General features: G+C 41.1%; 27 protein-coding genes and 2 riboswitches. Of the genes, 4 read left to right on the top strand and 23 right to left on the bottom strand.

Annotation, left to right across the window (positions count from 1 at the left end):
• Positions 1-39 precede the first annotated feature (39 nt).
• From N8M93_RS06375 to N8M93_RS06360, 4 genes are all read right to left on the bottom strand, one after another.
• The gene (locus tag N8M93_RS06375) at positions 40-885 is read right to left on the bottom strand and encodes a DUF72 domain-containing protein (protein WP_261130431.1); all 846 of its coding nucleotides are present in this window, start codon (positions 883-885) and stop codon (positions 40-42) included.
• 411 nt (positions 886-1,296) lie between these two features.
• Positions 1,297-2,529 (bottom strand): SGNH/GDSL hydrolase family protein, encoded by a 1,233-nt coding sequence (locus N8M93_RS06370; protein WP_261130430.1) that lies wholly within the window; start codon positions 2,527-2,529, stop codon positions 1,297-1,299.
• Positions 2,530-2,649: 120 nt separating this feature from the next.
• Positions 2,650-3,120, bottom strand: a complete 471-nt coding sequence (gene msrA, locus N8M93_RS06365; protein ID WP_261130429.1) for a peptide-methionine (S)-S-oxide reductase MsrA — start codon at positions 3,118-3,120, stop codon at positions 2,650-2,652.
• 121 nt (positions 3,121-3,241) lie between these two features.
• Positions 3,242-3,363: riboswitch (SAM riboswitch) on the bottom strand.
• A 156-nt stretch (positions 3,364-3,519) separates the two neighbouring features.
• Positions 3,520-3,717, bottom strand: coding sequence for an alpha/beta-type small acid-soluble spore protein (locus N8M93_RS06360; protein WP_261130428.1), 198 nt, complete (start codon positions 3,715-3,717; stop codon positions 3,520-3,522).
• 374 nt (positions 3,718-4,091) lie between these two features.
• Here N8M93_RS06360 and N8M93_RS06355 point away from each other — a divergent pair, with 374 nt between their 5' ends.
• Together N8M93_RS06355 and N8M93_RS06350 are read left to right on the top strand one after the other, a co-directional pair.
• On the top strand, positions 4,092-5,033 hold the full coding sequence (locus N8M93_RS06355) for a transporter substrate-binding domain-containing protein (RefSeq protein ID WP_261130427.1): 942 nt from the start codon (positions 4,092-4,094) through the stop codon (positions 5,031-5,033).
• 411 nt (positions 5,034-5,444) lie between these two features.
• Positions 5,445-5,735, top strand: a complete 291-nt coding sequence (locus N8M93_RS06350; protein ID WP_396125390.1) for a CD3324 family protein — start codon at positions 5,445-5,447, stop codon at positions 5,733-5,735.
• A gap of 361 nt (positions 5,736-6,096) precedes the next feature.
• Here the strand turns inward: N8M93_RS06350 and N8M93_RS06345 are convergent, their stop codons facing one another.
• The 4 genes from N8M93_RS06345 to N8M93_RS06330 all read right to left on the bottom strand — a co-directional run bounded on the left by N8M93_RS06345 (position 6,097) and on the right by N8M93_RS06330 (position 9,139).
• Positions 6,097-6,384: a carboxymuconolactone decarboxylase family protein gene (locus tag N8M93_RS06345; RefSeq protein ID WP_261130425.1), complete on the bottom strand. Its 288-nt coding sequence runs from the start codon at positions 6,382-6,384 to the stop codon at positions 6,097-6,099.
• The gene (locus N8M93_RS06340) at positions 6,385-6,624 is read right to left on the bottom strand and encodes a carboxymuconolactone decarboxylase family protein (protein WP_261130424.1); all 240 of its coding nucleotides are present in this window, start codon (positions 6,622-6,624) and stop codon (positions 6,385-6,387) included. It abuts the gene before it with no gap.
• Between the two features lie 439 nt (positions 6,625-7,063).
• Positions 7,064-7,936, bottom strand: a complete 873-nt coding sequence (locus N8M93_RS06335) for an NmrA/HSCARG family protein (RefSeq protein ID WP_261130423.1) — start codon at positions 7,934-7,936, stop codon at positions 7,064-7,066.
• A gap of 24 nt (positions 7,937-7,960) precedes the next feature.
• Positions 7,961-9,139, bottom strand: coding sequence for a YhgE/Pip domain-containing protein (locus tag N8M93_RS06330; RefSeq protein ID WP_261130422.1), 1,179 nt, complete (start codon positions 9,137-9,139; stop codon positions 7,961-7,963).
• 167 nt (positions 9,140-9,306) lie between these two features.
• Between N8M93_RS06330 and N8M93_RS06325 the strand changes: the two genes are divergently transcribed.
• Positions 9,307-9,912, top strand: coding sequence for a TetR/AcrR family transcriptional regulator (locus N8M93_RS06325; RefSeq protein WP_261130421.1), 606 nt, complete (start codon positions 9,307-9,309; stop codon positions 9,910-9,912).
• A 435-nt stretch (positions 9,913-10,347) separates the two neighbouring features.
• On the opposite strand, the gene N8M93_RS06320 is transcribed toward N8M93_RS06325, so the two are convergent.
• The 14 genes from N8M93_RS06320 to N8M93_RS06255 all read right to left on the bottom strand — a co-directional run bounded on the left by N8M93_RS06320 (position 10,348) and on the right by N8M93_RS06255 (position 24,390).
• Positions 10,348-11,142: an SDR family NAD(P)-dependent oxidoreductase gene (locus N8M93_RS06320; RefSeq protein WP_261130420.1), complete on the bottom strand. Its 795-nt coding sequence runs from the start codon at positions 11,140-11,142 to the stop codon at positions 10,348-10,350.
• Positions 11,143-11,177: 35 nt separating this feature from the next.
• Positions 11,178-12,188, bottom strand: a complete 1,011-nt coding sequence (locus tag N8M93_RS06315; RefSeq protein WP_261130419.1) for an AraC family transcriptional regulator — start codon at positions 12,186-12,188, stop codon at positions 11,178-11,180.
• An 851-nt stretch (positions 12,189-13,039) separates the two neighbouring features.
• Complete coding sequence (locus N8M93_RS06310) at positions 13,040-13,633, bottom strand: transposase (RefSeq protein ID WP_396125438.1); 594 nt, start codon at positions 13,631-13,633, stop codon at positions 13,040-13,042.
• Entirely contained in the window at positions 13,546-14,277 is a 732-nt protein-coding gene (locus N8M93_RS06305) for a hypothetical protein (RefSeq protein WP_261130418.1), read from the bottom strand. The genes N8M93_RS06310 and N8M93_RS06305 overlap by 88 nt, the downstream gene beginning before the upstream one ends.
• 563 nt (positions 14,278-14,840) lie before the next feature.
• Positions 14,841-16,238: a Fe-S cluster assembly protein SufB gene (sufB, locus tag N8M93_RS06300; protein ID WP_261130416.1), complete on the bottom strand. Its 1,398-nt coding sequence runs from the start codon at positions 16,236-16,238 to the stop codon at positions 14,841-14,843.
• Positions 16,239-16,347: 109 nt separating this feature from the next.
• A complete protein-coding gene (gene sufU / locus N8M93_RS06295; protein ID WP_261130415.1) occupies positions 16,348-16,788 on the bottom strand; it encodes a Fe-S cluster assembly sulfur transfer protein SufU in 441 nt (146 codons plus the stop codon).
• Complete coding sequence (locus N8M93_RS06290; RefSeq protein WP_261130414.1) at positions 16,778-17,998, bottom strand: cysteine desulfurase; 1,221 nt, start codon at positions 17,996-17,998, stop codon at positions 16,778-16,780. Before N8M93_RS06290 ends, sufU begins: the two co-directional genes overlap by 11 nt.
• Entirely contained in the window at positions 17,995-19,314 is a 1,320-nt protein-coding gene (sufD, locus tag N8M93_RS06285; protein WP_261130413.1) for a Fe-S cluster assembly protein SufD, read from the bottom strand. The genes N8M93_RS06290 and sufD overlap by 4 nt, the downstream gene beginning before the upstream one ends.
• A gap of 19 nt (positions 19,315-19,333) precedes the next feature.
• Positions 19,334-20,122: a Fe-S cluster assembly ATPase SufC gene (gene sufC, locus N8M93_RS06280; protein ID WP_261130412.1), complete on the bottom strand. Its 789-nt coding sequence runs from the start codon at positions 20,120-20,122 to the stop codon at positions 19,334-19,336.
• Between the two features lie 411 nt (positions 20,123-20,533).
• Complete coding sequence (locus N8M93_RS06275) at positions 20,534-20,677, bottom strand: hypothetical protein (RefSeq protein ID WP_221567767.1); 144 nt, start codon at positions 20,675-20,677, stop codon at positions 20,534-20,536.
• A gap of 249 nt (positions 20,678-20,926) precedes the next feature.
• Positions 20,927-21,253 (bottom strand): carboxymuconolactone decarboxylase family protein, encoded by a 327-nt coding sequence (locus tag N8M93_RS06270; protein WP_261130766.1) that lies wholly within the window; start codon positions 21,251-21,253, stop codon positions 20,927-20,929.
• 611 nt (positions 21,254-21,864) lie between these two features.
• The gene (locus N8M93_RS06265; protein WP_261130411.1) at positions 21,865-22,686 is read right to left on the bottom strand and encodes a MetQ/NlpA family ABC transporter substrate-binding protein; all 822 of its coding nucleotides are present in this window, start codon (positions 22,684-22,686) and stop codon (positions 21,865-21,867) included.
• A gap of 17 nt (positions 22,687-22,703) precedes the next feature.
• Positions 22,704-23,372: a methionine ABC transporter permease gene (locus tag N8M93_RS06260; protein WP_261130410.1), complete on the bottom strand. Its 669-nt coding sequence runs from the start codon at positions 23,370-23,372 to the stop codon at positions 22,704-22,706.
• On the bottom strand, positions 23,350-24,390 hold the full coding sequence (locus N8M93_RS06255) for a methionine ABC transporter ATP-binding protein (RefSeq protein WP_261130409.1): 1,041 nt from the start codon (positions 24,388-24,390) through the stop codon (positions 23,350-23,352). The genes N8M93_RS06260 and N8M93_RS06255 overlap by 23 nt, the downstream gene beginning before the upstream one ends.
• Before the next feature lie 189 nt (positions 24,391-24,579).
• Positions 24,580-24,693: riboswitch (SAM riboswitch) on the bottom strand.
• 213 nt (positions 24,694-24,906) lie between these two features.
• Here N8M93_RS06255 and N8M93_RS06250 point away from each other — a divergent pair.
• Entirely contained in the window at positions 24,907-25,329 is a 423-nt protein-coding gene (locus tag N8M93_RS06250; protein WP_261130407.1) for a TlpA disulfide reductase family protein, read from the top strand.
• On the opposite strand, the gene N8M93_RS06245 is transcribed toward N8M93_RS06250, so the two are convergent.
• Positions 25,300-25,653 (bottom strand): hypothetical protein, encoded by a 354-nt coding sequence (locus N8M93_RS06245; RefSeq protein WP_261130405.1) that lies wholly within the window; start codon positions 25,651-25,653, stop codon positions 25,300-25,302. The genes N8M93_RS06250 and N8M93_RS06245 overlap by 30 nt on opposite strands.
• Positions 25,654-25,754: the final 101 nt, after the last annotated feature.

The raw sequence follows: 25,754 nt of genomic DNA, 5'->3' as shown, positions 1-25,754 counted from the left end.
ATCATCTCCTGTCTATTTCTAATCTCTATATTTGCCTCGTTAAAAAAGGTCAAGTTGTCGAGGTGCGAGGCCCTCGTAATCGATACCTAGCAGTTGGACCATTCGCCTTGCATTGTCTGCTGCATCTCCACCGGAATTGTTATTGAACAACGCCGTCACCTCATGCCCCGGCTTTTCAAGCTGCAGGAGCTTCTCTTTCCATTCTATAAGCTCTTCCTCATTGTAACGATAAAGATATCTTACATCCCGCCAGTTCGGATTCCCTTTCTTCTGCCATCCATGAACATTGCGTCCATGGAAACGGACCAACGTATGCTCTGGATGTGTTGGTTCAAGTACAGTCGGTATGGACCCTGCTCCGGATTGCGGTTCATCACAAATGCTGTGAATCCAGCCCTCTTCTCTCATGAACGCCAACGTCCGATCCTTGAAAGAAGGATGAAACCAGGACTGGTGACGGAATTCAAGCGCAACCGGGATGTCTTCCATCCGTTCTTTTGCCTGTCTTAGTAAATCGACGTTCTCCCGGTTGCAATCAAACCAGGGCGGATATTGGAAAAGGACCATTTTCAGTTTGTCTGCCGCTTGCAAAGGTTTGATCGACTCTTTATATAAGTAGTACATTTCCTCTTCACTGGAAAAAGGGATGTCGCCTCTCGAGTGTCCAGTCATCCCCTGATACGCTTTGACGACGAATGAAAAACGTTCTGGGGTTTCCTTGACCCATTTTTCGTAGTTCCTCGATGGTTGGACAGCGTAAAAAGCCGAATCGATTTCGACTGTCGGGAAGAAACTGCTGTAAGTCTGCAACTTTTCATTTGATCTGATATCTGCTGGATAGAGGGAGTCATGGTCACCCCACCCGGTCAGCCCAATCTCAATCATTTGAATGAATTCCTTTCCTATAACGATTGTTCATACTTTCTATTTTGATTTGTCCTTATGAAAAGTGCAAGTATTTGAATGTGCGGCTAGTTCGAAATTCTAATTCGTGAAATTTCCATGAAGACCCGAAAGCTACTAGCTGAAACTTGTGGCAAAGTGCTAACGGACACAGGAGACCTTATTTTCCAAAAACAGCTCACTATTATAAAACTAAAGGACACCAGCGCTCTTATTTCATAAAAACCTTCAATATCCAGCCCATTTGTTCACAAATAACGGCTTTGGTGTCCGTTAAATTTCTAAAACACAGCATTTTGGCACATATAACGGCTCTGGTGTCCGTTAAGATTAAAGAACTTCTATATAAAAGAAAAGAGACTGAAGCAAATCATAGATGTTTTGCTTCAGCCCCTATTTGAATTTGGATAGGTCTACGATTTCTGCCATTCTTTCATAACCGGCATCATTCGGATGGAGATGATCACCAGCATCATATTTCGGATCATAGCGTGCTGGATCGTCTTGATCTCTTAGTGCTTCATCAAAATCGATGACGCCATCAAACTCTCCACTGTTCCGGATCCACTCATTTACTTCCTGACGAGTGTTTTCCTTTTCCGGTGTGTACATTCCTGAGCCCTTAAAAGGTGTCAACGTCCCGCCATAAATTTTCAAGCCTTTTTCATGAGAAGCATCAATGATTTCCTTCATTCTTTCGATGATTTTTTCTGAATCATACTCTGGATGATGCCTTATGTCATTCAGGCCCTGATTCAAAATCACTGCCTTGACTCCTGTTTGGCTGAACACGTCCTGCTCAAGTCTCGCAAACGCATTCTCTCCTTTATCAGAAGAACTATTAATCAAATGATTTGCTGATACGCCTGCATTCAGGACAGACATCTTCGTTTCAGATTCTTCTTTGAACCTCTTGGCTAAAAAATCTGGCCATCTATGGTCTGCATCCATTTTAGAATGATTGCCATTCGCGATAGAACTTCCTAAGACAACAACGGAACCATCAACTTTTGCATTGGGTATGACGTCGATGCCGTCCAACCAAAACCAGGCATCTTCTTTTTCCTTAAACGCATTATCATCCGTATTAGTACTATGGTTACCAGGTTCTGAAATATAGTTCGTCTGCATTGAACGAGGATGCCATGTTGCTGGACCTGACTTCTCTTTAACATAAATACTTACAGCCAGCTTTTCATCACTTTTTACATTAAACGGGAGTGGGTCGCTAAATGTTCTTTTCCCTGAAGGAATCGTTACCTTCTGATCACCGTCAAAAGTGATTTGCTTATCAGATCCAGATACAGTTTCTGCGCCCGTTTTCACACGCGCAACACGTACCTCTTCAATCGTCAGTGAATCCGAACCGTACGTATTTGCCATTCGGATTCTTAACTTTTTACCATCCATATTAGGATGGATGATCATTCGGATTGTTTGGTCTTCAAACCCTTGTTGAGACACGCCGTCTTTTCCAGGTTGTTGCATACTTGCAGTCCAAGCACCAACCCAATTTCCTTTACCCTGCTTGCTTACGTTTGATGAGTCAACATCAAACGCAGCAATACATAGAGAAAGGAAAATGATGATTCCAAATGCAAGAATGAAGTATTGTAAACGTAACATAAAAACCTTGCCCTTCTTAGTGATGTCGATTCTTGTCCTAGAAAAGACTATTCGACATTAGACTACCCATTGTTGGGGATAGTGAAACAAGGTTAATATTTACGCCATTTTTCTCCAATCTTACATCCCGCAAGCGACTGCACCATTCTTCTGTAAGTACTTCTGGTGATACTCCTCAGCGTCATAAAAGGTAGGAGCTTTTTCAACTTCAGTCACGATCGGAAGCTTGAATACTGCTTTTTCCGTTAATACCTTGATCTTTTCTTCGGCTATTTGTTTCTGATTGTGATTAGTATAAAAAATGACTGAACGATATTGAGCTCCAACATCAACTCCTTGCCTATTCCGAGTAGTCGGGTCATGTACTTCAAAGAATGTGTTGAGCAGTTCATAATATGAAATCAAGGCAGGATCGTATTGAATCTTGACCGCCTCTGCATGGCCTGTTTCTCCAGTCTTCACTTGTTCATATGTCGGGTTTTCGACAGTACCTCCTATATAACCTACGCGTGTTGAAATAACACCTTCAAATTTTTCAAAGAATGCTTCGACACCCCAAAAGCATCCAGCTCCAAAAATAGCTGTTTCCATTGTTCATCTGTCCTTTCAAAATAACGAAACTTCTATCGAGAGCTTTTCGCTGATATTCATTGCAACGAAAAAACCCTTTTCTCATCCAGTAAGAAAAGGGTCGTATCTATTCGTAACGATCCTCTCATCTTCTAGGATGTTTGAACATCCTACAGGAATTGGCACCGTTCTCCTCAATCAAGCGATTGATTCGATGGTTGCCGGGCATCAAAGGGCCAGTCCCTCCGCCTCTCTGGATAAGAAGTTTTCATTATTCATTTTATTTTGATTATCATCTTAACACGTTTAAATGACTAAGTAAAGCAAGTTTTTTTGTATTTATTCAGTTTATGTAATGGCAACGTTTTTTGTAACGGCATTAACCTAAAAGAGACCGATAAAACGGCCTCTTTCATAAATCTATCGCTGTTGTTCATTGCTGCTTATTTGCTGTTCAGCCATTCCGACTAGACGTTTCGTCATTTGACCACCGACAGCACCATTTTCACGTGAGGTAGTATCTGCACCAGGTTGAATCCCCATTTCATTGGCAGTTTCTTCTTTCAGTTGATCCATTGCATTTTTTGCACCAGGTACCAAAAGTTTATTTCGAGCCATGATCCATCACTCCACACGTAATATTTGAGTAATCGCAATTACTCCCTATTAATTTAACCTCAGCTACAGGTTATGATTAAATGAAATATTTCCTGTATCTTAAGAATCTGGTAACTGTCTTGGATTGGCATTTATAACTTATGTATTTTACACTCAATTTTTTATATATTTTAATCAATTCTTTGGTCCCCCAGTTAAAAACAACATCTGACCACTAACAAAAGAAGAGCGCCCATCTACCTCTCTTATCTGTAGTCTTTTCCGATCATGTTATTACTAAAGAACCGTTTATTAGAATTTTCAGACGAATAGTTTGATTAAAGGTTTAAATCTCCATATACTAGGCTTCAATCATTTGTAATGGAGGGATGAGTTTGAAGTATTCATGGAGTAGAATTTTGATTGTTGTGTTGACGGGTATCCTCTTAGTTTCTGGATTGAATTTTTCGCTCGCAGAAGCGAAGAAAGGCGATCTGCTTGAATGGAATGGTCAGACGATCGCAACATTGGATGTAAATGGTAAGTCCTATATCCCAGTAGAACAGGCAGCGAAGGCATCAGGATCAGACATACATAAGAGTAAAAACAAATTTGTCATGCAGTCCAGACTGGATCGGATTCAGAAAAAGGGAGTCATACGCGTAGGAACCACTGGTGATTATAAACCATTCACCTTTTTTAACGAAGAAACAAACGAATATGAGGGTCTAGATATCGAAGCTGCCAAAATTATGGCTGAAGATTTAGGAGTAGAGGTTGAGTTTGTGCGAACCTCCTGGCCGACATTAATGGAGGATCTTCTAGACGACAAGTTTGATATCGCTGTAGGTGGAATCAGTCGAAATACAGATCGTCAAAAAACCGCTCACTTGAGCCACCCATATCTGGATGATGGGAAATCACCATTGATCCGCGAGGAAGATAAAGATCGTTTCCAAAGCTTAGAGGATATCGATCAACCTGAAGTTACAATAGGTGTGAACCCAGGAGGAACGAACCAAAAGTTTGTGGATGCTAATATCAAACGAGCAAATGTGGTCGTCATTGAAAACAATCTAGATATACCACCAATGGTCGCAGAAGGCGAAGTGGATGTCATGATCACCGACAGAGTCGAAGCGATTTACTATGCAAGTAAAGACGAGAGACTATATGCTGCCTTGACTGATAACACATTTACCAAAAGCCAAAAAGGCTATCTTATGCACCGGAACGATCCGACCTTTCAAAACTGGGTAAACCTCTGGATGGAAGAAATGGAGCTGCACGGTGAATTCGACCGCCTCAAAAAAGAATGGATATTTGGTGAGGAATAACTTGGATAAACCGCCTAGCCTATTAGCTGATTTCCCATCAAACAATAAGAAAACTCATTTAGGTAAAAAACGATTATAATTATTTCGTAACTTGTTTATATAGCTGGTTGTATGCGTAAATAGAAGTATCGGATCCGAAAATAATGCGAAAGGAGGCTGATTGAAGTTGATCACAAAATTTGAGGTGGTTTCCGCTTAGTCGGAAACCTCATAGTACAGGGTCGCTATTAGCGGCCCTTTAATATTTTGAAAATTGCGACTTTAAAAAAACTTAAAACCCCCTTATACTAGAAATAACTGTAATTACGTTTCAATTTTGTAATACCTATATTCAATATTAATGAAAGGAGATGTACAAAACGATGAAAATTGTGAAATTGTATATTCACGTAGACCTTATCTATAAGGAGGATGTCAATTTTGGAATACAAGAACGGGAAAGAGGTGTTCCCTCCTAGCTTGCTACAAGAAGTGCAAGAACATATTCAAGGCGAGTTGATATATATCCCCAAGAAGAACAATCAGCGGGCTGGGTGGGGAGAAATGAACGGTTCACGTCAATTACTTGCTCGACGAAACCAGGAGATCTATCAATTTTATAAAGATGGTTGGTCTTTTGAAGAATTAGAACAAAAGTTCAACTTATCCATTGAAAGCATCCGCAAAATTATTTATAAAACACGTGCCTCATATAACAAATAAAAAAATTAGACTCAAAATTTGTAGTTAAGGAAGAAGAGGACCTGGAAGCCCTGTCCTCTTCTTTGTAGAGAAACTATAGATACTTTCTCTACAAGCTTTTTTCTTTGTGTAATCTGATTAGAAAATAAGATATTTTTATAAGGAAATGACTCCCACGTATCTAGCCAATTCGGGCTAGGTATGTAGCAATCTTACTGATTAAGGTAAAATCGATGTACTGATTAATCTTTTGAAGATGATGATCTTGAGGAAAGAGGTCTTCGATGGAGACAAGTTAAACTTCATTCTGGGTGGTGCCACAGGCTGTTACTTTCTCGACAAACTCCAAAATATCACAATATATGTCAGGCGTTTTTAGTATTTATTTTTCAAGTTGTACGCCAAGCCCTTCCGCCATACGATTTACAAAATTAAAATAGGAGGTTATCTGGCATACATCAAGGATTTCCTGATCGGTACAACCTTTGTCTCTCAAGTTCTGTATATCGTTGTCATGAACACTGTTTGGTTTCCTAGTCAACTTTACAGCATAATCTAAAATAGCTTCTTCCTTTTCTGTTATGTTTGCATCTTTATAGTCTTGCTTCAACTGTTCAACAAAACTTTCGTCTTTCACCAACAAATGGAGCGCCGCCCCATGATGTTCCATTCAGTAAAAACATTCATTTGTTGACGAGACCACAGTCGCAATCATTTCGCGGAACCTTCGTGGTAAAGGGGATTTGCCAAACATGATCACTTTATAATATTCCAGATGAGCCTCTAATGATTTAGGATTCAGTGAATGGACCCTTAAAATATTGGCCATTTGACCGTTAAATCTTTCGTACAGTTCCTTCATTTTTCCTTCTGCTTCATCATATTCGATGACTTTGATTCGAGCAGCCAATTTACATTTCCCCTTTCTACTGACGGAAACCTTCATTATGTTTTTGATAGTCAAATCCTTCAGAGCTTATTTTCGATTATCGTTTACAAAATTCACTTCGTATTATAGTAATCGCATATAATCACAAAATCTGTAAGATAGATTAGAGTTCAGTATAAGCACCTCATCATGACACGACGTGGAATTTATTACCTAGTATAGAATAATTCCAGAAATTTTGTCTATAATCCACTTAATTCTAGACAAAAAACTCCCCAATAGGAGTATAGGGGAGCAATTAAAGATAAAAGTAAATCTAAGTCAGCACAAAATTACTCCCCAATAATTAGATATCAAGTGAAAAAGAGGCGTAATGCTTCTTGAATTATCTACTCGTTCATTATTGAATAATGAACCCTCTCTTTTTAAACTTGGTCTGACCTTCTGTTGCTTAATAAAATCATACATTAGAACCTTTTTCATCTTCAACAAATGGATTCCATCCTGAATTCTTTACCCAGGTTGATAAATCAAGCAAATCGGGATGAATTTTACGTAGTGAAGGAATGTCAGCTTGATACCCATCAGTTTCTAACCATTCAAACATTTTATTTTTCTGAAATTGATCCCTGGCAGACTCCAAAACTTCACATGGCGTATCAAATACTTGACTAAACACTTTTGCCACTTCTGAAAGCGTCACTTCGTCCCCGGCAATTTCAATGGCCATTCCCTTGTATTTTTCCGGGTTGTTAAAGGCAATTGCAGCAAACGCCCCAATATCTTGCACTGCGATGATTTGTAATTTCGTATTCACATCCATAAATCCCTGTACCATCAATTTTTGTTCATGAGCTTGACTAAATCCTATAAAGTTTTCCATGAAACCAGTTGGACGGAGAATCGTAAAAGGTAAACCAATAGCACGTACATATTTCTCAACTTGCCACTTTGTTTCAAAATGGGGAACCCCACTATCTCTTTCAGCGCCGCCGGCCGAGCCATATACAAAATGTGAGACACCGACCTGTTTGGCAACATCCGCTACTGTTTTCCCATGTTGGATCTCTTTTTCGGGATCCTTTGAATACAAAGGTTGAACACTATAAACACCGTAAACTCCCCGCATAGCTTCCAAGAGAGATTGCTGATTATCCATGTTCGCTTGCACGACTGTAGCGCCCTTTTTTTGCAGTTCTTGTGCAGCCGGTTGTTCCGGGCGCCGCGAAACCGCGCGCACGGACCATCCATCAGCTAACAACTTCCTGGCAACTGCGCCTCCCTGTTTTCCCGTGGCACCTAACACTAAAATGGTTTTGTCTGAATTTGTCATGTAGAAATCCTCCTTGATATTTCTTTAATTGACCCTTCTAGCAGGTTCTTTTACTTTCGGTTGTTCTAACTTTTTAGCAGTAGGTTTCAAAACAGACAAGCTCATTACGAGCAGGGAGATGAGACCTGTATAGCCTAATATGCCAATGCCGTCATTCAAAGGGTTTTTATCGAAAAACAGGATATCCTTGAACGCCTCTACGCTGAAACGGAATGGAATCCAATCATACAGCCAGCTCTTTGTGATGTCTGGCAACATTTCAGGTGGCAGGGTCAAGACCGGCATCGAGAAGAAGAACAAGAGTATGAAAATCGGCGCTGCTGCATATCCAAACCAGTTCAAGAACGCTCCCTGAATGAAATAGAACATGAGACCGACGAAAAGCATTAGGATCAACATGCCGCCTTTGTCAGGGATCGCAACCTCCAGCACGTTGTTCGCCAACCAGAATACGAGACCCGTAATTCCGCTCACGAAAATGAATCCGCCAAGCAGTTGATTGACAAGAGACGTCCATCGTAAGCCGATCTTTTTAACCACTGTAAAAAGGATCATGGAACTGATGAACGTCGTCAGCCATATAATCTGGGTGAATACGGCTGGCGCGTTACCGTTTGCGGTATAACTCGGGACAGGGTTCAGCTTCTCCGTTTTTACAGAGATGGGTTGGGCGAGCTGTTGGGCTTGCTCTACACTTAACGACATCTGACGCTCCGACACTTGCGTATATAAATTGGTTTGGACTCGTTGGTTCAACTTTGCGATGATTCCATTAGCCACTTGCTCTCCGATTGTGGCAGCTGGCTTGTTCAGCCCCTCATTGATCAGAATCTCGACTTCAGGATTTTGTGGACTTGGACTTAATAGAGTAGGAATCTTTTGAGATAGATCGTTCGGAATGATGATAGACGCATAAAAGTTCTTGTCATTCATCTCATTGATTGCCTTTTCGCGACTTTCCAGAATGGTCCATTTCACACTCTCATTGTCATTCTGCTTGATTTGCTCTTCTAACATTTTACCGAAGTTCAACTGCTCTCCTGTTGGGAGTGTCACACCTTCATCTTCCACGACAAGTGCTAACGGCATGTCTTTTGGTGTTGGATTGACGGTGGAACCCATGAATGAAAATGTTAAAATGGTGGCAGCAATCAGGATTCCAGCAACCCCGCCCCAGAATAGCTTCTGCTTAAAGAAATTCATCCAATCCACCCTTAATAGACAAGTTTTTGATTAATTAACACCATGTTGTTTACAATGCCATTATAGAAGAATACAAGAAACATACAATAACCAATGTTTAACGATATGTCTGATAAACGACACCTGATTTAAATTTGTTGTATATTTGATAAAAGAGGGATGAAAAAATGGCTAAGAAAACAGACCTACGAGTAAAAAGGACGAGGAAACTCATTAACGAAGCATTCTTGAAGTTTATCCAAAAAAAGGGCTTTGACGCAATGACCATTCAAGACATCGCAGATGAAGCGTTAATCAACCGCGCAACTTTCTATCTTCACTATGATGACAAGTATGACCTTCTGGAAAAAATGAGTTCTGATGTCATCCAGGAATTGATCAGCGTCATCAATCCGCCTTTCGACCAGGCAGGTCAAGAACTGGACATTGAGAGGTTAAAAGGCAGTGTCACCAATGTTTACCAATGTATACAAAAACATCAGATGTTCTATCTAGTCATGTTCGGTAAAAATGGAATCAATGGTTTCAGGAACAATTTAGAAGAAGTGATTCGTGATAAGTTCGACAGGCATATAAAAGAAGTCGTGCAGGATCCGACCCAATTCCAAATCCCGAAAGATCTCCTTCTCCATTTCATCAGCGCTGCCTTCGTAGGTGTCATCCAATGGTGGTTAAACCAAGATGAGAAGCCTACACCTGAAGAGATGGCCAACCAGCTCTCCAAACTCATCACCCAAGGACCTATACAAACTGCCGGCTTCAAAATCGAATGATAGTATTTTTAAGAAATTGATCGTGTCTTACCTAAACAAATACGTGAAGATACTCGGAAATATTTTTCGAAGAGCAACATATAAAACAAACCTATCATGTAATTCCTAAATAACAGGAATTTAGAGAGGTTTTTTCTTTGTGCAAGGAAAACTTATGTTTCAATTGTTGATTGATAACTACAACCAATGCTTTACTTTACCCGTTCACAATCTTGGTAGGTTATTCAAGATAATGGCCCTTTACATTAAGAAAGGCACTTTTCCTGGTACAGAAAAGCGCCCTTTCGTATTATAAGGTCAGCCCAGTCTACACTAGTTCTACTTTTTGGTTGCGAACCCAGCTACTTCGCTTCAATCAAACCCGTTATTGTAATCAAGATGGCGACTATTTCACATTTTAAGAAAGACACTTCTAATAATCTCGGTAGAAAAAAATCAAAAAATAGTAGGAACCATTCCACCATCCATCCGTACTGGAGAACCTTTAAATGCGGATGCGTAAGGACTACATAAAAATGTAGCGAGTCTGCCGATTTCAGCAGGTCTGATAAACCGTTGTATCTCAGAGTGAGGTAGATTTGTAGTCATGAATTGTTTCTCTTTTTCTATAAAATCCAGATTGTCATCAGGATACATCCCCTCAATGATTTGATACACATTCTCAGAAAGGGTGGGACCTGGCATGATCGTATTAATAGTAACTTCTTTTCCTTTTGTTAATTTGGACAGGCTTTTTGATAATGACAATAGCATTGATTTTGTCATACAATACTGAGGCATTTGTCCTGAAGGCATAATGGCTTCTTCACTGGCAATAAAGATAATGCGGCCATCATCATTGTTCAACATTTTTGGTAAATACAATTTAGATAATCCATTTGCGGCAAGTACATTCGTACGAAAATATTTTTCCCATATTTCATCATCAACGTCCTCATATGGCATCATTTCATATACCCCCATATTATTAACTAAAATATCTATATCAGGGTATCTCACAAATAAAGACTCTCTTTGTTGAGAATCCACAATATCGGCTGCCGCATTTTGAGGAGAGGTTGCCGGGAATTCTGATTTAATTTCATTTACAACCCGTTCTACCTCTTCTGAATTTCGTCCGTTAATGAGTACATGAACACCTTCTTTTGCAAGTTCAATGGCAATTGCTTTGCCTATACCTTTCGTGGACCCTGTAACTAAAGCGGTTTTATTTTTTAATCCCATCTCCATGATTTATAACTCCTTTATATTGTTTTAAGAAAATATCAATTGATCGTGTTTATACCTGCATTTTGAGAACGCCTATTTAAAGGAGTAACTCCTTCCCAGAGGTGAAAGGCACGGTAAAACGAGTTTTGGTCTTCATATCCAACCAGAAAAGCAACTTCTTTAATATCGAGTGAAGGGTTCGCCAGGTACTTTATTGCCTGTTCATGTCGAACTTCTGTCAACAGATGATTAAAGCTCGTACCTTCATCAGTAAGCCTTCGCTGCAAGGTACGACTACTTATTCCCAACTCGCTCGCGATGTTCTGAATGTCAGGGCGTCCTCCTGATAAACTACGTTTCATGATCCACTTAACCATCTCAGTGATTGATCGGTTGCGTTGTAGCTCATCCAGCGATTGGTCCAGTACTGGAGTCAGAATTTCCAGCAGTTCTGCGTTGTACGAGGCAAAAGGGTGGTCCAAATCTTCTCTATGTAACGTTAACCGGTTACAATTTGCCCCGACTCGGATACGGCAACCAAAGTAAGCTTCAAGTTCCTGTACATCGCCCATTGAATGCGATAATTCGACAAACTTAGCTGTCAAATGATTTCCTGTCCCCCGTCGCCCTAACTCCAGAAGAAACGCAAGTGTAATACCAATCAGCATCGATGGACCAGGTTCCTCAGAGTTCATCCATTCCAGTTCAATTGTGCAGTTATCCCCTTTCTCAGTGATATTTAAGCTTTCGGGAGGACACAGTTGTTTGTACCGAGCCATTCTCTTTAGAGCGTCACGGTAGTCACGAGCGTGGTAAGTCGCTAAGACAGTCGGTGGATAAAGTGCTGTTTCAATGCCGGTCGCAAGCTTGATGATTCCTTTGGCAGTGTCGTCAACAAGATCAGAATAAGCCTGCCAAATCGCAAAATATTGGGTGATAGTAACATACGGTTCAGTAATAATAGAAAGCGGTAATCGTGCTTTTCGAACCACATCATTGGCCGCTATCCCCAATCTTTGTAATCCTATCCAAAATCCTGCTGGGACTTTAACACGATTTGGCGTCATACAAATAGAACCTCCTTCATTTACCTATATATTCACTAGTTTTGGTTGTGTAATTATACATGGTTTTGTTTGCTGCTCAGTTAATATATTATCTTTCCAATGTTACTCCGTCACTAGTAAAAAGCGACATTTTACTTGCCGATTACGTCAAATGATTCAGTTGGAAAAAAGGCCTAAGGAAATCAAAACTTCATTTTTTCTATTGATGACAAAAGCGAATATCTTCTTTTACAAGTAAAATGCCTTCGTATTTTCTAAAAATTTCCTTGTTCAATAATCTGACCTTTTCATAAAGAAGGACCCAACTCTTGCTACGGAATTGTGCCCTTTTCTGGAATAACCCACACATGAAAAAGTCGGATTTAAAATAGACAATATAGCCGGCTAAAAGCACCAGCACCCAGTCATTATATAACTTCAGCCCTCTAGCCTCTTCGTCGGACATCAAATGACCCTTATGGATAGGCAGCCGCTTGCGTATTTTTGGTACCCAGAATTATATACGGAGGTTGATTTTTTGTTTCAAAAGCAAGAATCGTAAATTCAAATTGATATTATTATAAGAGTTATATGTCCACACAATAGAAAGTACTCACTATTATCAAAAATGGCGATCACCTTATACGGCAATCGCCCCCGATTGAGGAAGAATGACTTATTTATAAAACCTAACGGACACAGGAGCACTAGCCTTGCAAAAAAGCTAACATCATATCAACAGGCAAATGTTTAAACACTTAAAAAACATAAATACACTAATATGTTTAAATATTACATCCGTTTTTCTTGCTTAAAACCAAAAACGCGAGGGGGGTCTATAAGTTAACCCTCGTCATCCATATATTGTAAGCTCATTTGAAGTATTTAGCTGTTTTCGAACGTTTTTCTCCAATTGGTTTTACAAGTGCTACGCCAGCGGAATCCTGTTTTACCGGACTGCGGGGTGAATTCGTTTTCTGTCGGCCCTTCGATGAATGTTGCGGTTTCCGATGTAAGACAGACCAAAAGGCGTCCCATGACCGGCCCGCATAAATTCGAAGAAGCTCTAAGACGCGCCATGCCGATTTTTTCGTTTTTTCCATGATCCGCACATATAAAGCGAGACAATAGGCTGTCATGACGAAAAAGATTTGGTTCCAAATGCCTTGTGGCTTCGTGCTTTGAAGCTTGACCAGTCGTACATGTTGTTTTAGCCATTTGAAAAATAGCTCGATAAGCCAACGGCATTTGTACAATTCTGTAATCTCTTCAGCACTCAAGTCCCAACGATTTGTCACCACGCGATAAAATCGGCCTTTTTCATCTTTGAACTCAACCAGACGGAGAGCGTTCTTCATTCGATTATGGACACTACCCATCACGACTTTAGCGTCAGTGAGTACCTTCTCGCTAAGCACCTCATAGGTTTCAAGGATGGTGGTCTTATGTTTGTCATTAATCCGAATGGCGAAGCGAAGCTTCTCCTCGATCCACTTATCCATTTTGGTGTAATCCACATAGCCCGGTCCAACAAATAGGTCGCATCAGGATCAGTCACCAGTTCCATCACGGCTTCCCGATCATCCACATTTCCAGTCGAGGGAATGACTCGGTCTGGATAGCCTTCATCCGGTGATGCAACGGACAAACGGGTATGGAGTTTCACTTGGCTCCGGTTGTGTGTCACGTAAGCCCATTGCCCGAGGATTGCCCCAAGGTGAAGACTGGAGGAATCCACAATATGAAGCTTTCCAAACATTTTGTAGCCATGTTTTTGATCGGAAACCTCTTGAAGCATCTCGACTGCCATCAAAAAGAGTTTCTGGGCAAATGTAGAAGGTAAGGCATTCAGACGACGTGAAATTTGAGAGCCACTGATACTGGAAACCCCAAATAGCTCAACAGAGTCTTCCCTTGCCCGGATTTGTTCCTCGATTTCGGTATAAGATGACCAATTTCCGAGCTGCGTAGCTACACAGATCCGCATCAGATTGGGGGTCGTCAATTTTTTCACTCCCCAATCCAGATAGGCAGAGGTAAAAGATTCGAACGGTAATAAAGCTAAACATTTACGAAAGACGGATTGATTTGATACACTAATGTTATCCATAAAGATCTCCTTTTTGTAGAAGTCACGGATAACGTGGGTTCAACTTCTACAATAGGAGATTTTTTTATGTCCGTCCAGGAAAATTATGGTCATTTTACTCTGTGGACATATTTGCAAGGCTAGTGACACAGGAGACCTTATTTTTATGAAATACATGTACTTACAAAATCTAACGGACATAGTAGACCTTATTTGTTCCAAAATCATCAAAAAAAAGACTTTTTTACGAATAACGTCTCTGGTGTCCGTTAGCACCCCGAAAAAATTGGCGTTTTTGTCACAGATAACGTCTCTCATGTCCGTTAAGCTCCATCTGCATTCCTTCTTTGACCAAACTGCCCCATAATGGAATACTGAGGAATTCAATATCCGTATTTTACACCCATTTTTTCAAATAACATCTTTGGCATACTTTAAAAGAACATTATGGCTTTTGGACCTCATGAAAATGGTGAACACGTCTACATTATAGATCAATCTGACTTGGCACAAAATCGGCACGAGACAAAAAACAAAAAAATAACCCTCGGTATAATCGCTGTTATACCAAGGGTTATTGGGTGTTATCCGATTGAACCTTCCATTTCGAACTTGATCAGGCGGTTCATTTCGACTGCATATTCCATTGGAAGTTCTTTCGTGAATGGCTCGATGAAGCCCATTACGATCATCTCAGTCGCTTCTTCTTCTGAAATTCCGCGGCTCATGAGATAGAAGAGCTGCTCTTCGGATACCTTCGAAACTTTCGCCTCGTGTTCGAGAGAAATGTTTTCGTTCAGGATCTCGTTGTATGGGATTGTGTCAGAAGTCGATTCGTTATCCATGATCAACGTGTCACACTCGACATTCGCACGTGCGCCAGATGCTTTACGCCCGAAGTGTACGATCCCACGATACGTTACCTTACCTCCACCTTTAGAAATGGACTTGGAAACGATCGTTGAAGATGTGTTCGGAGCCATGTGGATCATTTTCGCTCCTGCATCCTGGTGCTGCCCTTTACCAGCAAGTGCGATCGATAATGTCATTCCACGAGCGCCCTCACCTTTCAAGATGACAGCTGGATATTTCATCGTCAGCTTGGATCCAATGTTACCATCGATCCATTCCATCGTTGCATTTTCTTCTGCTACTGCACGCTTCGTTACCAGGTTGAATACGTTGTTCGCCCAGTTTTGGATCGTCGTATAACGGCAATACGCGTTTTTCTTGACGACGATTTCAACAACCGCACTGTGTAGTGAGTTAGTTGTATAAACAGGTGCCGTACAACCTTCAACATAGTGTACAGATGAATCTTCGTCAGCAATGATCAACGTACGCTCAAATTGCCCCATGTTTTCAGAGTTGATACGGAAATACGCTTGTAATGGCGTATCGCATTTGATTCCTTTTGGTACATAGATGAACGAGCCACCAGACCATACCGCAGAGTTCAACGCTGCGAATTTGTTGTCTGTAGGTGGTATTGTTTTACCAAAATGCTCTTTGAAGATGTCTTCGTTTTCTTTAAGCGCTGTATCTGTGTCCTTGAAGATGATCCCCATGTCTTCGAGATCTTCCTGCATGTTGTGATAGACAACTTCAGATTCATATTGGGCAGATACACCCGCTAGATATTTTTGTTCTGCTTCAGGGATACCGAGTTTATCAAACGTACGTTTGATTTCTTCAGGTACTTCATCCCATGAACGCTCAGACTTCTCAGACGGTTTTACGTAATACGTAATGTCATCGAAGTTCAATTCTTTCAAATTACCGCCCCATTGAGGCATTGGCATACTATAGAAATGTTCTAGTGATTTTAAACGGAAATCCAGCATCCATTTAGGTTCGTCTTTCATACGCGAAATTTCTTCGACGATTTCTTTCGTCAATCCACGCTTGGATCTGAAGATCGAGACGTCCTTATCTCTAAAACCGTATTTATATTCACCGATCTCTGGCATTTTCTTAGCCATCGTTCAATCCCTCCTTAAAGGATACATACACAAAAACCGAAACCTGTGTCATTCATTCCATACTTCTATTGTAAATCGGATGAGTGCTTCTGACAACCAAGCAAGAGAATTACTCTTCTCCTTTTTGGTTGACTCCCTTTTCTAAAGCTTTCCAAGCAAGTGTTGCACATTTGATTCGTGCAGGAAACTTTGAAACGCCTTGAAGGGCTTCTAGATCTCCAAGATCCAAATCGCCTTCATCATAATCTTTTCCAAGCATCATTTCTGAGAAGATGTTTGACAGCTTAAGGGCATCTTCTACTGGAAGACCTTTGATGGTTTCGGTCATCATTGATGCTGAAGCAAGGCTGATTGAACAACCTTCACCTTCAAACTTGGCATCCTTGATTTTCCCATCTTCCACTTCCATTGACACTTTGATCCGGTCGCCACATGTCGGGTTATTCAAGTTGAAGGTCAATGCACCATCATCAAGTTCTCCCTTGTTGCGCGGGTTCTTGTAATGATCCATGATGACCTGACGATATAGTTGATCCAAATTAGAAGACATGACCAAAATACTCCTTTGTAGTCTTTAATCCATCAACCAGTGCATCAACATCCTCTTTCGTATTGTAAATGTAAAAGCTTGCTCTGGCAGTTGCTGTCACATCCAACCATTTCATCAACGGTTGTGCACAATGGTGACCTGCACGTACAGCAATTCCTTCAGCATCCAATACTGTAGCTACATCATGGGGATGCACATCATCAATGTTGAATGTCACCAGTCCTGCTCGATGTTGAGGTCCGAAAATCTTCAATCCTTCAACAGCTGACATACGTTCCATCGCATAGTCTACGAGTTCATGCTCCATTTTCTCAATCTCATTACGTCCGATTTGCTCTAAGAAATCAATTGCTGCACCAAGTCCGATGGCTCCTGCGATGATTGGCGTCCCCCCTTCAAACTTCCAGGGCAGATCCTTCCATGTAGAGTCATATAAACCGACAAAGTCAATCATCTCTCCACCGAATTCGACAGGCTCCATATTTTCTAAAAGCTTTTTCTTGCCATACATGACACCGATACCGGTCGGACCGCACATTTTATGAGCAGAGAAAGCGTAGAAATCACAACCCAAGTCACGGACATCAACATGCATGTGAGGTGCTGCTTGAGCACCGTCCACTACCATGACTGCTCCATTTTTATGAGCGATCTTTGTAATTTCCTTGATCGGATTGATCGTACCTAGAACATTAGAAACATGCATGATCGATACAATCTTAGTATGTTCTGTAATTGTATTTTCAACATCACTTAAATCAATTGTTCCATCCTCTTGTAAAGGGATATATTTTAATGTTGCGCCTGTTGCTTTCGCCAGCTGCTGCCACGGAATGATGTTGCTGTGATGTTCCATTGGCGTAATGACGATTTCATCCCCTTCGCTGACGTTCGCTTTCCCATAGCTTGAGGCAATCGTATTGATGGTTGTCGTTGTACCACGGACAAACACGATTTCTTCAGTTGAGGAAGCATTTATGAAACGTCGGACTTTTTCACGAGCACCTTCATAGCCATCAGTAGCCCGTGTCCCTAACGTATGCACACCACGGTGGACGTTGGAATTATCGTTTTTATAATAATGGTCAAGTGTTTCAATCACCGAAATCGGTTTTTGAGATGTCGCTGCGCTATCCAGGTAGACGAGTGGCTTCCCATTCACTTCTTGATCAAGGATGGGGAACTGTTTGCGAATCTCTTTTGAAATCATTTAGTGACTTTCCCTTCTATTACACCAGTTAACATCTTTTTTACACCTTCGATAGGAAGTTGGTTGACGACTGGTGCAAGGAATCCGTGGATGACAAGACGTTCTGCTTCCTGCCTGGAAATCCCACGGCTCATCAAGTAGAACATTTGGATCGGATCCATGCGTCCAACTGATGCAGCATGGCCAGCTGTAACATCATCTTCGTCGATGAGAAGGATCGGGTTCGCATCTCCACGTGCTTTTTCACTTAGCATCAGGACACGTTCAGTCTGTTCGCTGTTCGCTTTTGTCGCTCCATGCTCGATTTTTGCAATTCCGTTAAAGATGGAACTTGCATTATCCTTCATGACCGCGTGCGCAAGCAGTTGTGCATCTGATTGTTTCCCCCACTGATTGACGCGGATGACGAAGTTCTGCTTTTGATCTCCACGACCGATGGAAACGGTTTTCGTGTCTGCTACAGAACCATCTCCAACTAGGTTGGTCGTGTTATCAGAAATCGTGTTGCCATCATTCATCTGACCTAGTGCCCATTCGATTTTCCCGTCACGTTCAACATGTCCTCGACGGTTCACATAGGTTGTCATTCCTTTAGAAAAGTTATCAACCGCTCCGAATTGAACACGTGCATTCGGCCCAGCGTATACTTCTGCTACGATGTTGGCGACAGACTCTTCATCTGTTCCATGAGAAAGGTAGTTTTCAACATACGTGACTGAACTGTTATCTTCAGCTACGACTAAAACATGATTGAACAATGACGCTTCTGCATCCTCTTGCCAGAAGACGGACTGCAACGGTACATCGACTTCAACATTTTTCGGGACGTATACGAAAACACCTCCGTTAAGAAGTGCAGCGTGTAAAGCGGTCAAACGATGTTCATCGCTCTTCACTACTCTGTTCATAAAGTATTTTTCCACAAGATCGCTGTGCTCACGTACTGCTGTAGCGATATCCGTAAAAATGACCCCTTTGTCTTTCAGTTCTTGTGAGAACTGTTGAAATGCAGGAGTCGAGTTTCGTTGGACAATGAAATTATCCGTACGATCTTCTTTCCCGATGAGGTCCAAAATATGCTCAGGCAAGTCGTCTGCCTTATCGAATTTCGCTGCCTTCACTTCGTGTTGGAACGTTGTGAAGTTCCAGTTATCGATTTTCGTTTTCTCCGGCTTCGGCATCGGTAGGCTTTCAGCCAGTTCCAATCCACGAAGACGAAGGTTCTTCAGCCATTCTGGTTCATTTCGTTGTTTGGAAAAGTCGGTTACATATGATTGATCGAAGGCAATCTTCGTTTCGTTCGTTTCCACTGACATATAAATCCTCCTTCAAAGCCTACGCTTGTTCTGTTTCGACAGTTTCGTCTTCAATTCCTAGTTCATCTTTAATCCAGTCATAACCTTCTGCTTCAAGACGTTGAGCAAGCTCAGGTCCACCAGATTTCACAATACGTCCTTGCATGATGACGTGAACTTTATCTGGTGTAATGTAGTTCAATAGACGTTGATAGTGCGTAATGATCAAACCGCCGAATTCAGGGTTGCGCATATCATTGACACCCTTAGAAACTACTTTCAATGCATCGATATCAAGACCAGAGTCGATTTCGTCAAGAATGGCGATCTTCGGTTCGAGCATCAATAATTGAAGAATTTCATTACGTTTTTTCTCACCGCCAGAGAAACCTTCGTTCAAGTAACGCTGTGAGAAAGACTCATCCATATCAAGGAGTTCCATTTTGCTGTCCATTTTACGGATGAACTTCATCAATGAAATTTCTTTACCTTCTTCACGACGAGCGTTGATTGAAGAACGTAGGAAGTCCGCGTTCGTTACACCGCTGATTTCACTTGGATATTGCATCGCGAGGAAAAGACCTGCTTTTGCTCGTTCGTCAACTTCCATTTCTAGGACATCTTCACCGTCTAATGTGACAGTTCCTTCTGTGATTTCATACTTCGGGTGCCCCATCAGAGCAGATGCTAATGTTGATTTACCTGTCCCGTTCGGTCCCATTACTGCATGGATTTCTCCACCGTTTATTTCAAGGCTCAAGCCTTTGATGATCTCTTTTCCTTCAATGGAAACGTGTAGATTTTCAATCTTAAGATTTGGTGCAGTCATGACTATAACCCTCCAATTTCATATTTCTAATCACTACTCCATTCTACATTGTAACGAAAAACAACATAAAAATGAAATAATCGTGATTTTTTCTATTTTCTCTTGAAGAAAAACTGCAATTTTCTTCTGTATAAGGTCAACTATGGCTCTTCCGCAACCTTCTCTGTTCGGCCTTGCCAAGTTTACTTTATCATCATTCTAATTTTATAACAAATTAAAATAATTCTCAATACAGATATAGAAAATATAAGTTTTTTTACAATCTAATTGAGAATAAGGTATTCTTATTGAAATCAACGCTTTCTTTTTAGGTATTGAAAAATAACGAAAGGACCTTATCAGTATCCGATAAGGTCCTTGATATATACGCTTTTTTTACTTGTTATTGCAGTGTTTCTTGATTGTTGATCATTAAGACTTATTGACTTTACCCGTAAATTCGTTGAGCATTTGTTGACTTTCTTTGTACTCCTGCTCTCTCTTACGTTCGATTTTCAATCGTTCTTCTAGGTTGCGATCATACTCTGCATAACCTATACCATGTGCCTGATGCATGGCTTTTTCCATTTCACCAGTATGGTTAGTGTCAATAGGGTGGATAATGAATCAATCCTTTCAAGTTTTTGAATTATTTTTTTCACTACACTCTATACCCTACCAATATGAAGCTAAAACTCCAAATATGATATAGAATGATTATTTCTCTTAAGAAACCTTAAGAAGGAGTGGTGTCATATTAGGGTCCCAATTTCTATAATTGCCCCTCATACATCCGATTTCCTCGATATTCCTCGGGCTTCGTTCTTAGTGTTTCATCTGATTCAAATCCGTAATCGCTTCTTGTACAAGGGTTACAGACTGACTCATAGCAGCTCCACCGCCGAATGCTGCACAAACACCTACCGTTTCTAAAATTTCCTGTTCACTACAACCTTGATCTAAACACCCTTTTGTATGGTAGATGATGCAATACTCATCCTGTGAGTAAATACTGATGCCCAGTGCAATCAATTGTTTTTCTTTTTTGCTCAGCTTACCGGCTTTAAAACAGGATTCCGTAAACGCATTGTACTTTCTTGCAAGATCCGGCATTTTTTCAGTGAAGATCCCTAAGCCTTCTTTGTAATCCATTAAAGCAGCTTCTGTAGGACTGCCTGGTTGTTGTTCTTGTTGGTTTCCATTATGATTCAATTCGATCACTCCTCATACGATAAAATCATCATTAGTTAGTATGATTCTTCTCGTAAAAAGATATCCGTCAGAAATAGTTCGATGCAGGGTCCAGTTAACACCACTCTCATTCGATTTTCACTGATGTATTCAGAAGCCCTCGCTGAGTACATCAATCCAATTTGTCCGTGGTTTCATGTACTCAGAAACCCTTGCTGAGTACATCAATCCAATTTGTCCGTGGTTTCATGTACTCAGAAACCCTCGCTGAGTACATCAATCCAATTTGTCCGTGGTTTCATGTACTTAGAAACCCTCGCTGAGTACATCAATCCAATTTGTCCGTGGTTTCATGTACTTAGAAACCCTCGCTGAGTACATCAGTCCAATTTTCGTCATTTAATGGTCACCAAACCTACAAACCTTAAAAAGGTCTGGAGTAACCAAAGATAGTAACTCATAAAGAAAACTTGGTAAAGCCAAGCCTTAGTTGCTCTAATATTGAAGAAAGTATTTATACTTTCTTTAAATGTAAAAAAGAGTGCCGAACTATGTCAGCACTCTAATTACGATTATTCGTTTACAGGAACGACTGCTCCTTTATATTCTTTTTTGATGAAGTCCTGGATTTCTTTAGATTGCAGTACTTCTACAAGTGTTCTGATCTTTTTGTCGTCTTTATCGCCTTTGTTCACTGCGACGATGTTTACATACTCAGAGTCGGATCCTTCCAGAGCAATGGCATCTTTTTGCGGATCGAGTCCTGCATCGATTGCATAGTTCGTGTTGATGACGACAGCGTCCCCTTCACCGTTTTTATAAATCTTCGGTAGTAATCCTGCTTCAACATCAGTCTTGAAGTTGATGTCTTTCGGATTTTCAGCGATGTCTTTGACTGTTGCTTTATCTACATCAACGCCTTCTTTCAGCTTGATCAGACCTTCTTTTTCAAGCAAGCTGAGAATACGGCCGTGCTCCCCGACAGAGTTGCTCATGATGACTGTTCCTTCTTTAGGAAGTTCATCTAAGCTTTTATATTCCTGCGAGTATACACCCATTGGCTCGATGTGCACCCCACCTGCATTTTCAAAATCATAGCTTTTGTTATCTTTCATTTGCGATTCCATATACGGTACGTGTTGGAAGAAGTTTGCATCCAATTCTCCAGCAGCTAGCATTTGGTTCGGTGTCACATAGTCTTGAAGCTTTTCAATTTCAAGCTTTATGCCTTTCTCCTCAAGGATCGGCTGTGCTTCCTCAAGAATTTCAGCATGTGGTACGTTCGATGCACCGACGACAAGTTCTTGCTCATCTCCGCCGGAACCACCTTTACCACAAGCCGCCAATACGGAAATGATAAGTACAGTTGCTAAAAGTGTTATACGTTTTTTCATGTTGTTATCCCTCCAAATTATCGTTTATCTGTTTGTTGCGTTAAGATATCGCCTATCCACTGAATGATGAATACGATGATTAAAATGATTACTGTTGAAACGAATGTCACGTCGTTCTGATAACGCTGGAACCCATCCAAATATGCAAGCGTCCCTAAACCGCCTGCACCGACTACACCAGCCATCGCGATATACGAAATCAAGGCAATTGCTGTTACAGTGATACCTGAAATCAATGCGGGCAATGATTCAGGCAAAAGCACCTTGTATATGATTTGCCCATCAGTAGCTCCCATCGATTTTGCAGCTTCGATGACGCCTTTATCGATTTCCCGTAATGCGATTTCCACCATCCTTGCATAGAATGGGGCAGCCCCGATGATCAGGGCAGGTAATGCGGCATTTGCACCAAGCATTGTACCAATCAACCATGTTGTAAAAGGTACTAAAAGGATGATCAAAATAATGAACGGGATGGATCTGAATATATTCACAAATCCAGCTATGACTGAATGTATCGCTTTGTTCTGCCAAAGGTTCCCCTTGCCAGTCAGAAACAATAATAAGCCTAATATGATTCCGAGAATGAATGTGGCACCTACTGAAATTGCCGTCATATAAAGGGTCTCAACGGTAGCTTCCCACATATCCTCCCAATCTACGTTAGGAAACATTGTTGTCAACATCTGTGATCACCTCGACTTCCACTTCCTGTTGTTGAATAAAATAGATGGCTTCCTTCACGGTGTCAGGCTCTCCATCGATTTTGATGAATAACGTTCCATATGCCCCGTCTCTTGTTTGTGAAATCTTGCCTTGAAGGATGTTGACATCGACTTCAAACTTTCTGATCAGATCACTTATGAGCGGGCGTTCAGCCGTCCCCCCTACGAAAGTGAGTTTAACGATCTTAGAACGGTCTCCTTTTTGAATCAGATGCTGAATTGTTTCATCCGTTTCTTCAGGCTCTGTCACCTGTTTAACGAAATCCTGTGTTATTGTCCTCTTCGGCGTCTTGAAGACATCCAGGACGTTGCCTTCTTCTACCACTCGACCGTCTTCCATTACTGCCACACGGTTACAAATCTTCCGGATGACATGCATCTCGTGCGTAATCAGTACGATCGTCAGACCAAGTTTTTGGTTGATATCGACAAGGAGGTTCAAAATCGAGTCCGTCGTTTTCGGATCCAGTGCAGATGTCGCTTCGTCACAAAGTAAAACATCCGGATTGTTCGCCAATGCTCTTGCAATCCCTACACGCTGTTTTTGTCCACCACTTAGCTGAGAAGGATAGGAATCTCCCCTCCCGGACAATCCGACAAGATCGATCAATTCATCGACTCGTTCCCCACGTTGCCCCTTGCTTACACCAGCAATTTCCAAGGGAAAGGCAATATTTTCACGGACAGTGCGTGACCAGAGAAGATTGAAATGCTGAAAAATCATTCCGATATTCTGTCTCGCGATCCTCAGCTGCTTGTTATTGAAATGGGTCAATGACTTGCCGTTTATATCGACTGAACCATCAGTCGGTTTCTCCAGCATATTGAGCATACGGATCAGCGTACTCTTCCCTGCACCGCTGTATCCAATAACGCCGAATATTTCACCTTTTTCAATATTCAGATTGACGCCGTCCACGGCATTGACGACTCCATCTTTTGTATAGAAAACTTTCTTGATATCTTTCAAAGAAATCATGATGTTCAGCCCTTTCTTTCTCTTATCCTCTGCAAAAGTGCTGTCCTTTACATATAAAGAAAACCTGGCAAACCAAGCCTTAGCGTAGGCTAGTCTTACTTGACCTTTAATTAAGTATTGCTTTCTTTAGATGCAAAAAAACCTTCCCGCTCTGAAAATGAGCAGAAAGGCTGAATGTTCAGTCTCTCCATCTCATCTTCCAAAGCATTACACTTTGCAGGATTTGGCACCTTCTCAAACCATGTCAGGTTTGCTGGTTGCCGGGCTTCACAGGGCCAGTCCCTCCGCCGCTCTCGATAAGATTCGATATATATCCGATCAGTTTTATCGCTTTACTTTATTCAAGCATGAATGCATTGTAGCATGGGTTATTTTTAAGTGTCAACAAAATATTATTCTCTTCTTCTTTCTCACTGGATTTTTGTGACGAAATCGTGTCAGTTCGCACTTGATGTCCACATGTGTTAATTTCAATATAGTAGTTTGAATTTGGTCGGAAAAGGAGTTTAGGAATATATGAACAATATTGTTTCATTCACTCTTAAGGAATACAAAACGAAGCAGAACGTCAACCTATCAGACTTTGCGGGGGGACCTGTCATCATTCAATTTTGGGTAGCATGGTGTCCTGATTGTATGAGGGAGCTACCTCTTCTTGAACAATTCCATAAATCGATGAATAGCGATGAGATCACCGTACTGACGGTCAACGTCACCGGCAGAGAGGGTTCATTAGAAAAGAGGGACCAATTTATCCATAAAAATAATCTTACCGTCCCCATTCTGCTCGATGAAGGGACTGAAGTTTATGACCAATTCGAATGTACATCCGTTCCCACAACGATTCTTCTAGATAAAAATCATGAGGAACAAGCACGGTATTCCGATCAAGACTCTTTTCAGAACATCTTATACGGCGTCTCTCGTTTGCTTTCGTAGTAAGTAGAAGATGGATTCAAGTTTCAGGATCGTACGATAGGACGCATTTGTTTCAATCTCTCCTTGAGCGATCAGCTCTGTCAGTTTCTGTCTGCCTTCCACCAGGGACTGCAGTGCGATCATCCGGCCATTGATCCTTATGGTATGCTGATCGACCTCTTCCCCCATGATCACTTTACACGAACGCTTACGTAAATGCAGCGAGACACACTCTTCCCCATCAGCAAGAGAAACGACATACTCATTCAATCTGAAAAACGGTGACAAATAAGATTGTTCCTCAAATCTTTTTGAAAACAAATCAACCATACCGTTTATATGCATATTCCTCTCCTCACTTATACATAGAGATTGGATCTATTGATAAATTTCTATGGGGTTAAGCGATTGTCCTTTTATAATCCTTCGACAGTTTCTCCTTCAGA

This window comes from Bacillus sp. Marseille-Q3570, from assembly GCF_946151055.1.
In the GTDB taxonomy this organism is placed as follows: Bacteria; Bacillota; Bacilli; order Bacillales; family Fictibacillaceae; genus Pseudalkalibacillus.
The sequence above is the reverse complement of the archived record's forward strand: the minus strand, read 5'-3'. Positions and strand labels throughout refer to the sequence as shown.

Bases quoted from the DNA above. Each gene is read 5' to 3' on its own strand.
- N8M93_RS06335 (WP_261130423.1), bottom strand. From the start codon at position 7,936: ATGACAAATTCAGACAAAACCATTTTAGTGTTAGGTGCCACGGGAAAA.
- N8M93_RS06250 (WP_261130407.1), top strand. From the start codon at position 24,907: ATGAACAATATTGTTTCATTCACTCTTAAGGAATACAAAACGAAGCAG.
- N8M93_RS06275 (WP_221567767.1), bottom strand. From the start codon at position 20,677: ATGCATCAGGCACATGGTATAGGTTATGCAGAGTATGATCGCAACCTA.
- N8M93_RS06265 (WP_261130411.1), bottom strand. From the start codon at position 22,686: ATGAAAAAACGTATAACACTTTTAGCAACTGTACTTATCATTTCCGTA.
- N8M93_RS06305 (WP_261130418.1), bottom strand. From the start codon at position 14,277: ATGGATAACATTAGTGTATCAAATCAATCCGTCTTTCGTAAATGTTTA.
- N8M93_RS06320 (WP_261130420.1), bottom strand. From the start codon at position 11,142: ATGGAGATGGGATTAAAAAATAAAACCGCTTTAGTTACAGGGTCCACG.
- msrA (WP_261130429.1), bottom strand. From the start codon at position 3,120: ATGGAAACAGCTATTTTTGGAGCTGGATGCTTTTGGGGTGTCGAAGCA.
- N8M93_RS06330 (WP_261130422.1), bottom strand. From the start codon at position 9,139: ATGAATTTCTTTAAGCAGAAGCTATTCTGGGGCGGGGTTGCTGGAATC.
- N8M93_RS06260 (WP_261130410.1), bottom strand. From the start codon at position 23,372: ATGTTGACAACAATGTTTCCTAACGTAGATTGGGAGGATATGTGGGAA.
- N8M93_RS06245 (WP_261130405.1), bottom strand. From the start codon at position 25,653: ATGCATATAAACGGTATGGTTGATTTGTTTTCAAAAAGATTTGAGGAA.
- N8M93_RS06350 (WP_396125390.1), top strand. From the start codon at position 5,445: ATGTCAATTTTGGAATACAAGAACGGGAAAGAGGTGTTCCCTCCTAGC.
- sufD (WP_261130413.1), bottom strand. From the start codon at position 19,314: ATGTCAGTGGAAACGAACGAAACGAAGATTGCCTTCGATCAATCATAT.
- N8M93_RS06315 (WP_261130419.1), bottom strand. From the start codon at position 12,188: ATGACGCCAAATCGTGTTAAAGTCCCAGCAGGATTTTGGATAGGATTA.
- N8M93_RS06345 (WP_261130425.1), bottom strand. From the start codon at position 6,384: ATGGAACATCATGGGGCGGCGCTCCATTTGTTGGTGAAAGACGAAAGT.
- N8M93_RS06255 (WP_261130409.1), bottom strand. From the start codon at position 24,390: ATGATTTCTTTGAAAGATATCAAGAAAGTTTTCTATACAAAAGATGGA.
- N8M93_RS06325 (WP_261130421.1), top strand. From the start codon at position 9,307: ATGGCTAAGAAAACAGACCTACGAGTAAAAAGGACGAGGAAACTCATT.
- sufU (WP_261130415.1), bottom strand. From the start codon at position 16,788: ATGTCTTCTAATTTGGATCAACTATATCGTCAGGTCATCATGGATCAT.
- N8M93_RS06290 (WP_261130414.1), bottom strand. From the start codon at position 17,998: ATGATTTCAAAAGAGATTCGCAAACAGTTCCCCATCCTTGATCAAGAA.
- N8M93_RS06370 (WP_261130430.1), bottom strand. From the start codon at position 2,529: ATGTTACGTTTACAATACTTCATTCTTGCATTTGGAATCATCATTTTC.
- sufC (WP_261130412.1), bottom strand. From the start codon at position 20,122: ATGACTGCACCAAATCTTAAGATTGAAAATCTACACGTTTCCATTGAA.
- N8M93_RS06360 (WP_261130428.1), bottom strand. From the start codon at position 3,717: ATGGCTCGAAATAAACTTTTGGTACCTGGTGCAAAAAATGCAATGGAT.
- sufB (WP_261130416.1), bottom strand. From the start codon at position 16,238: ATGGCTAAGAAAATGCCAGAGATCGGTGAATATAAATACGGTTTTAGA.
- N8M93_RS06270 (WP_261130766.1), bottom strand. From the start codon at position 21,253: ATGGATTACAAAGAAGGCTTAGGGATCTTCACTGAAAAAATGCCGGAT.
- N8M93_RS06375 (WP_261130431.1), bottom strand. From the start codon at position 885: ATGATTGAGATTGGGCTGACCGGGTGGGGTGACCATGACTCCCTCTAT.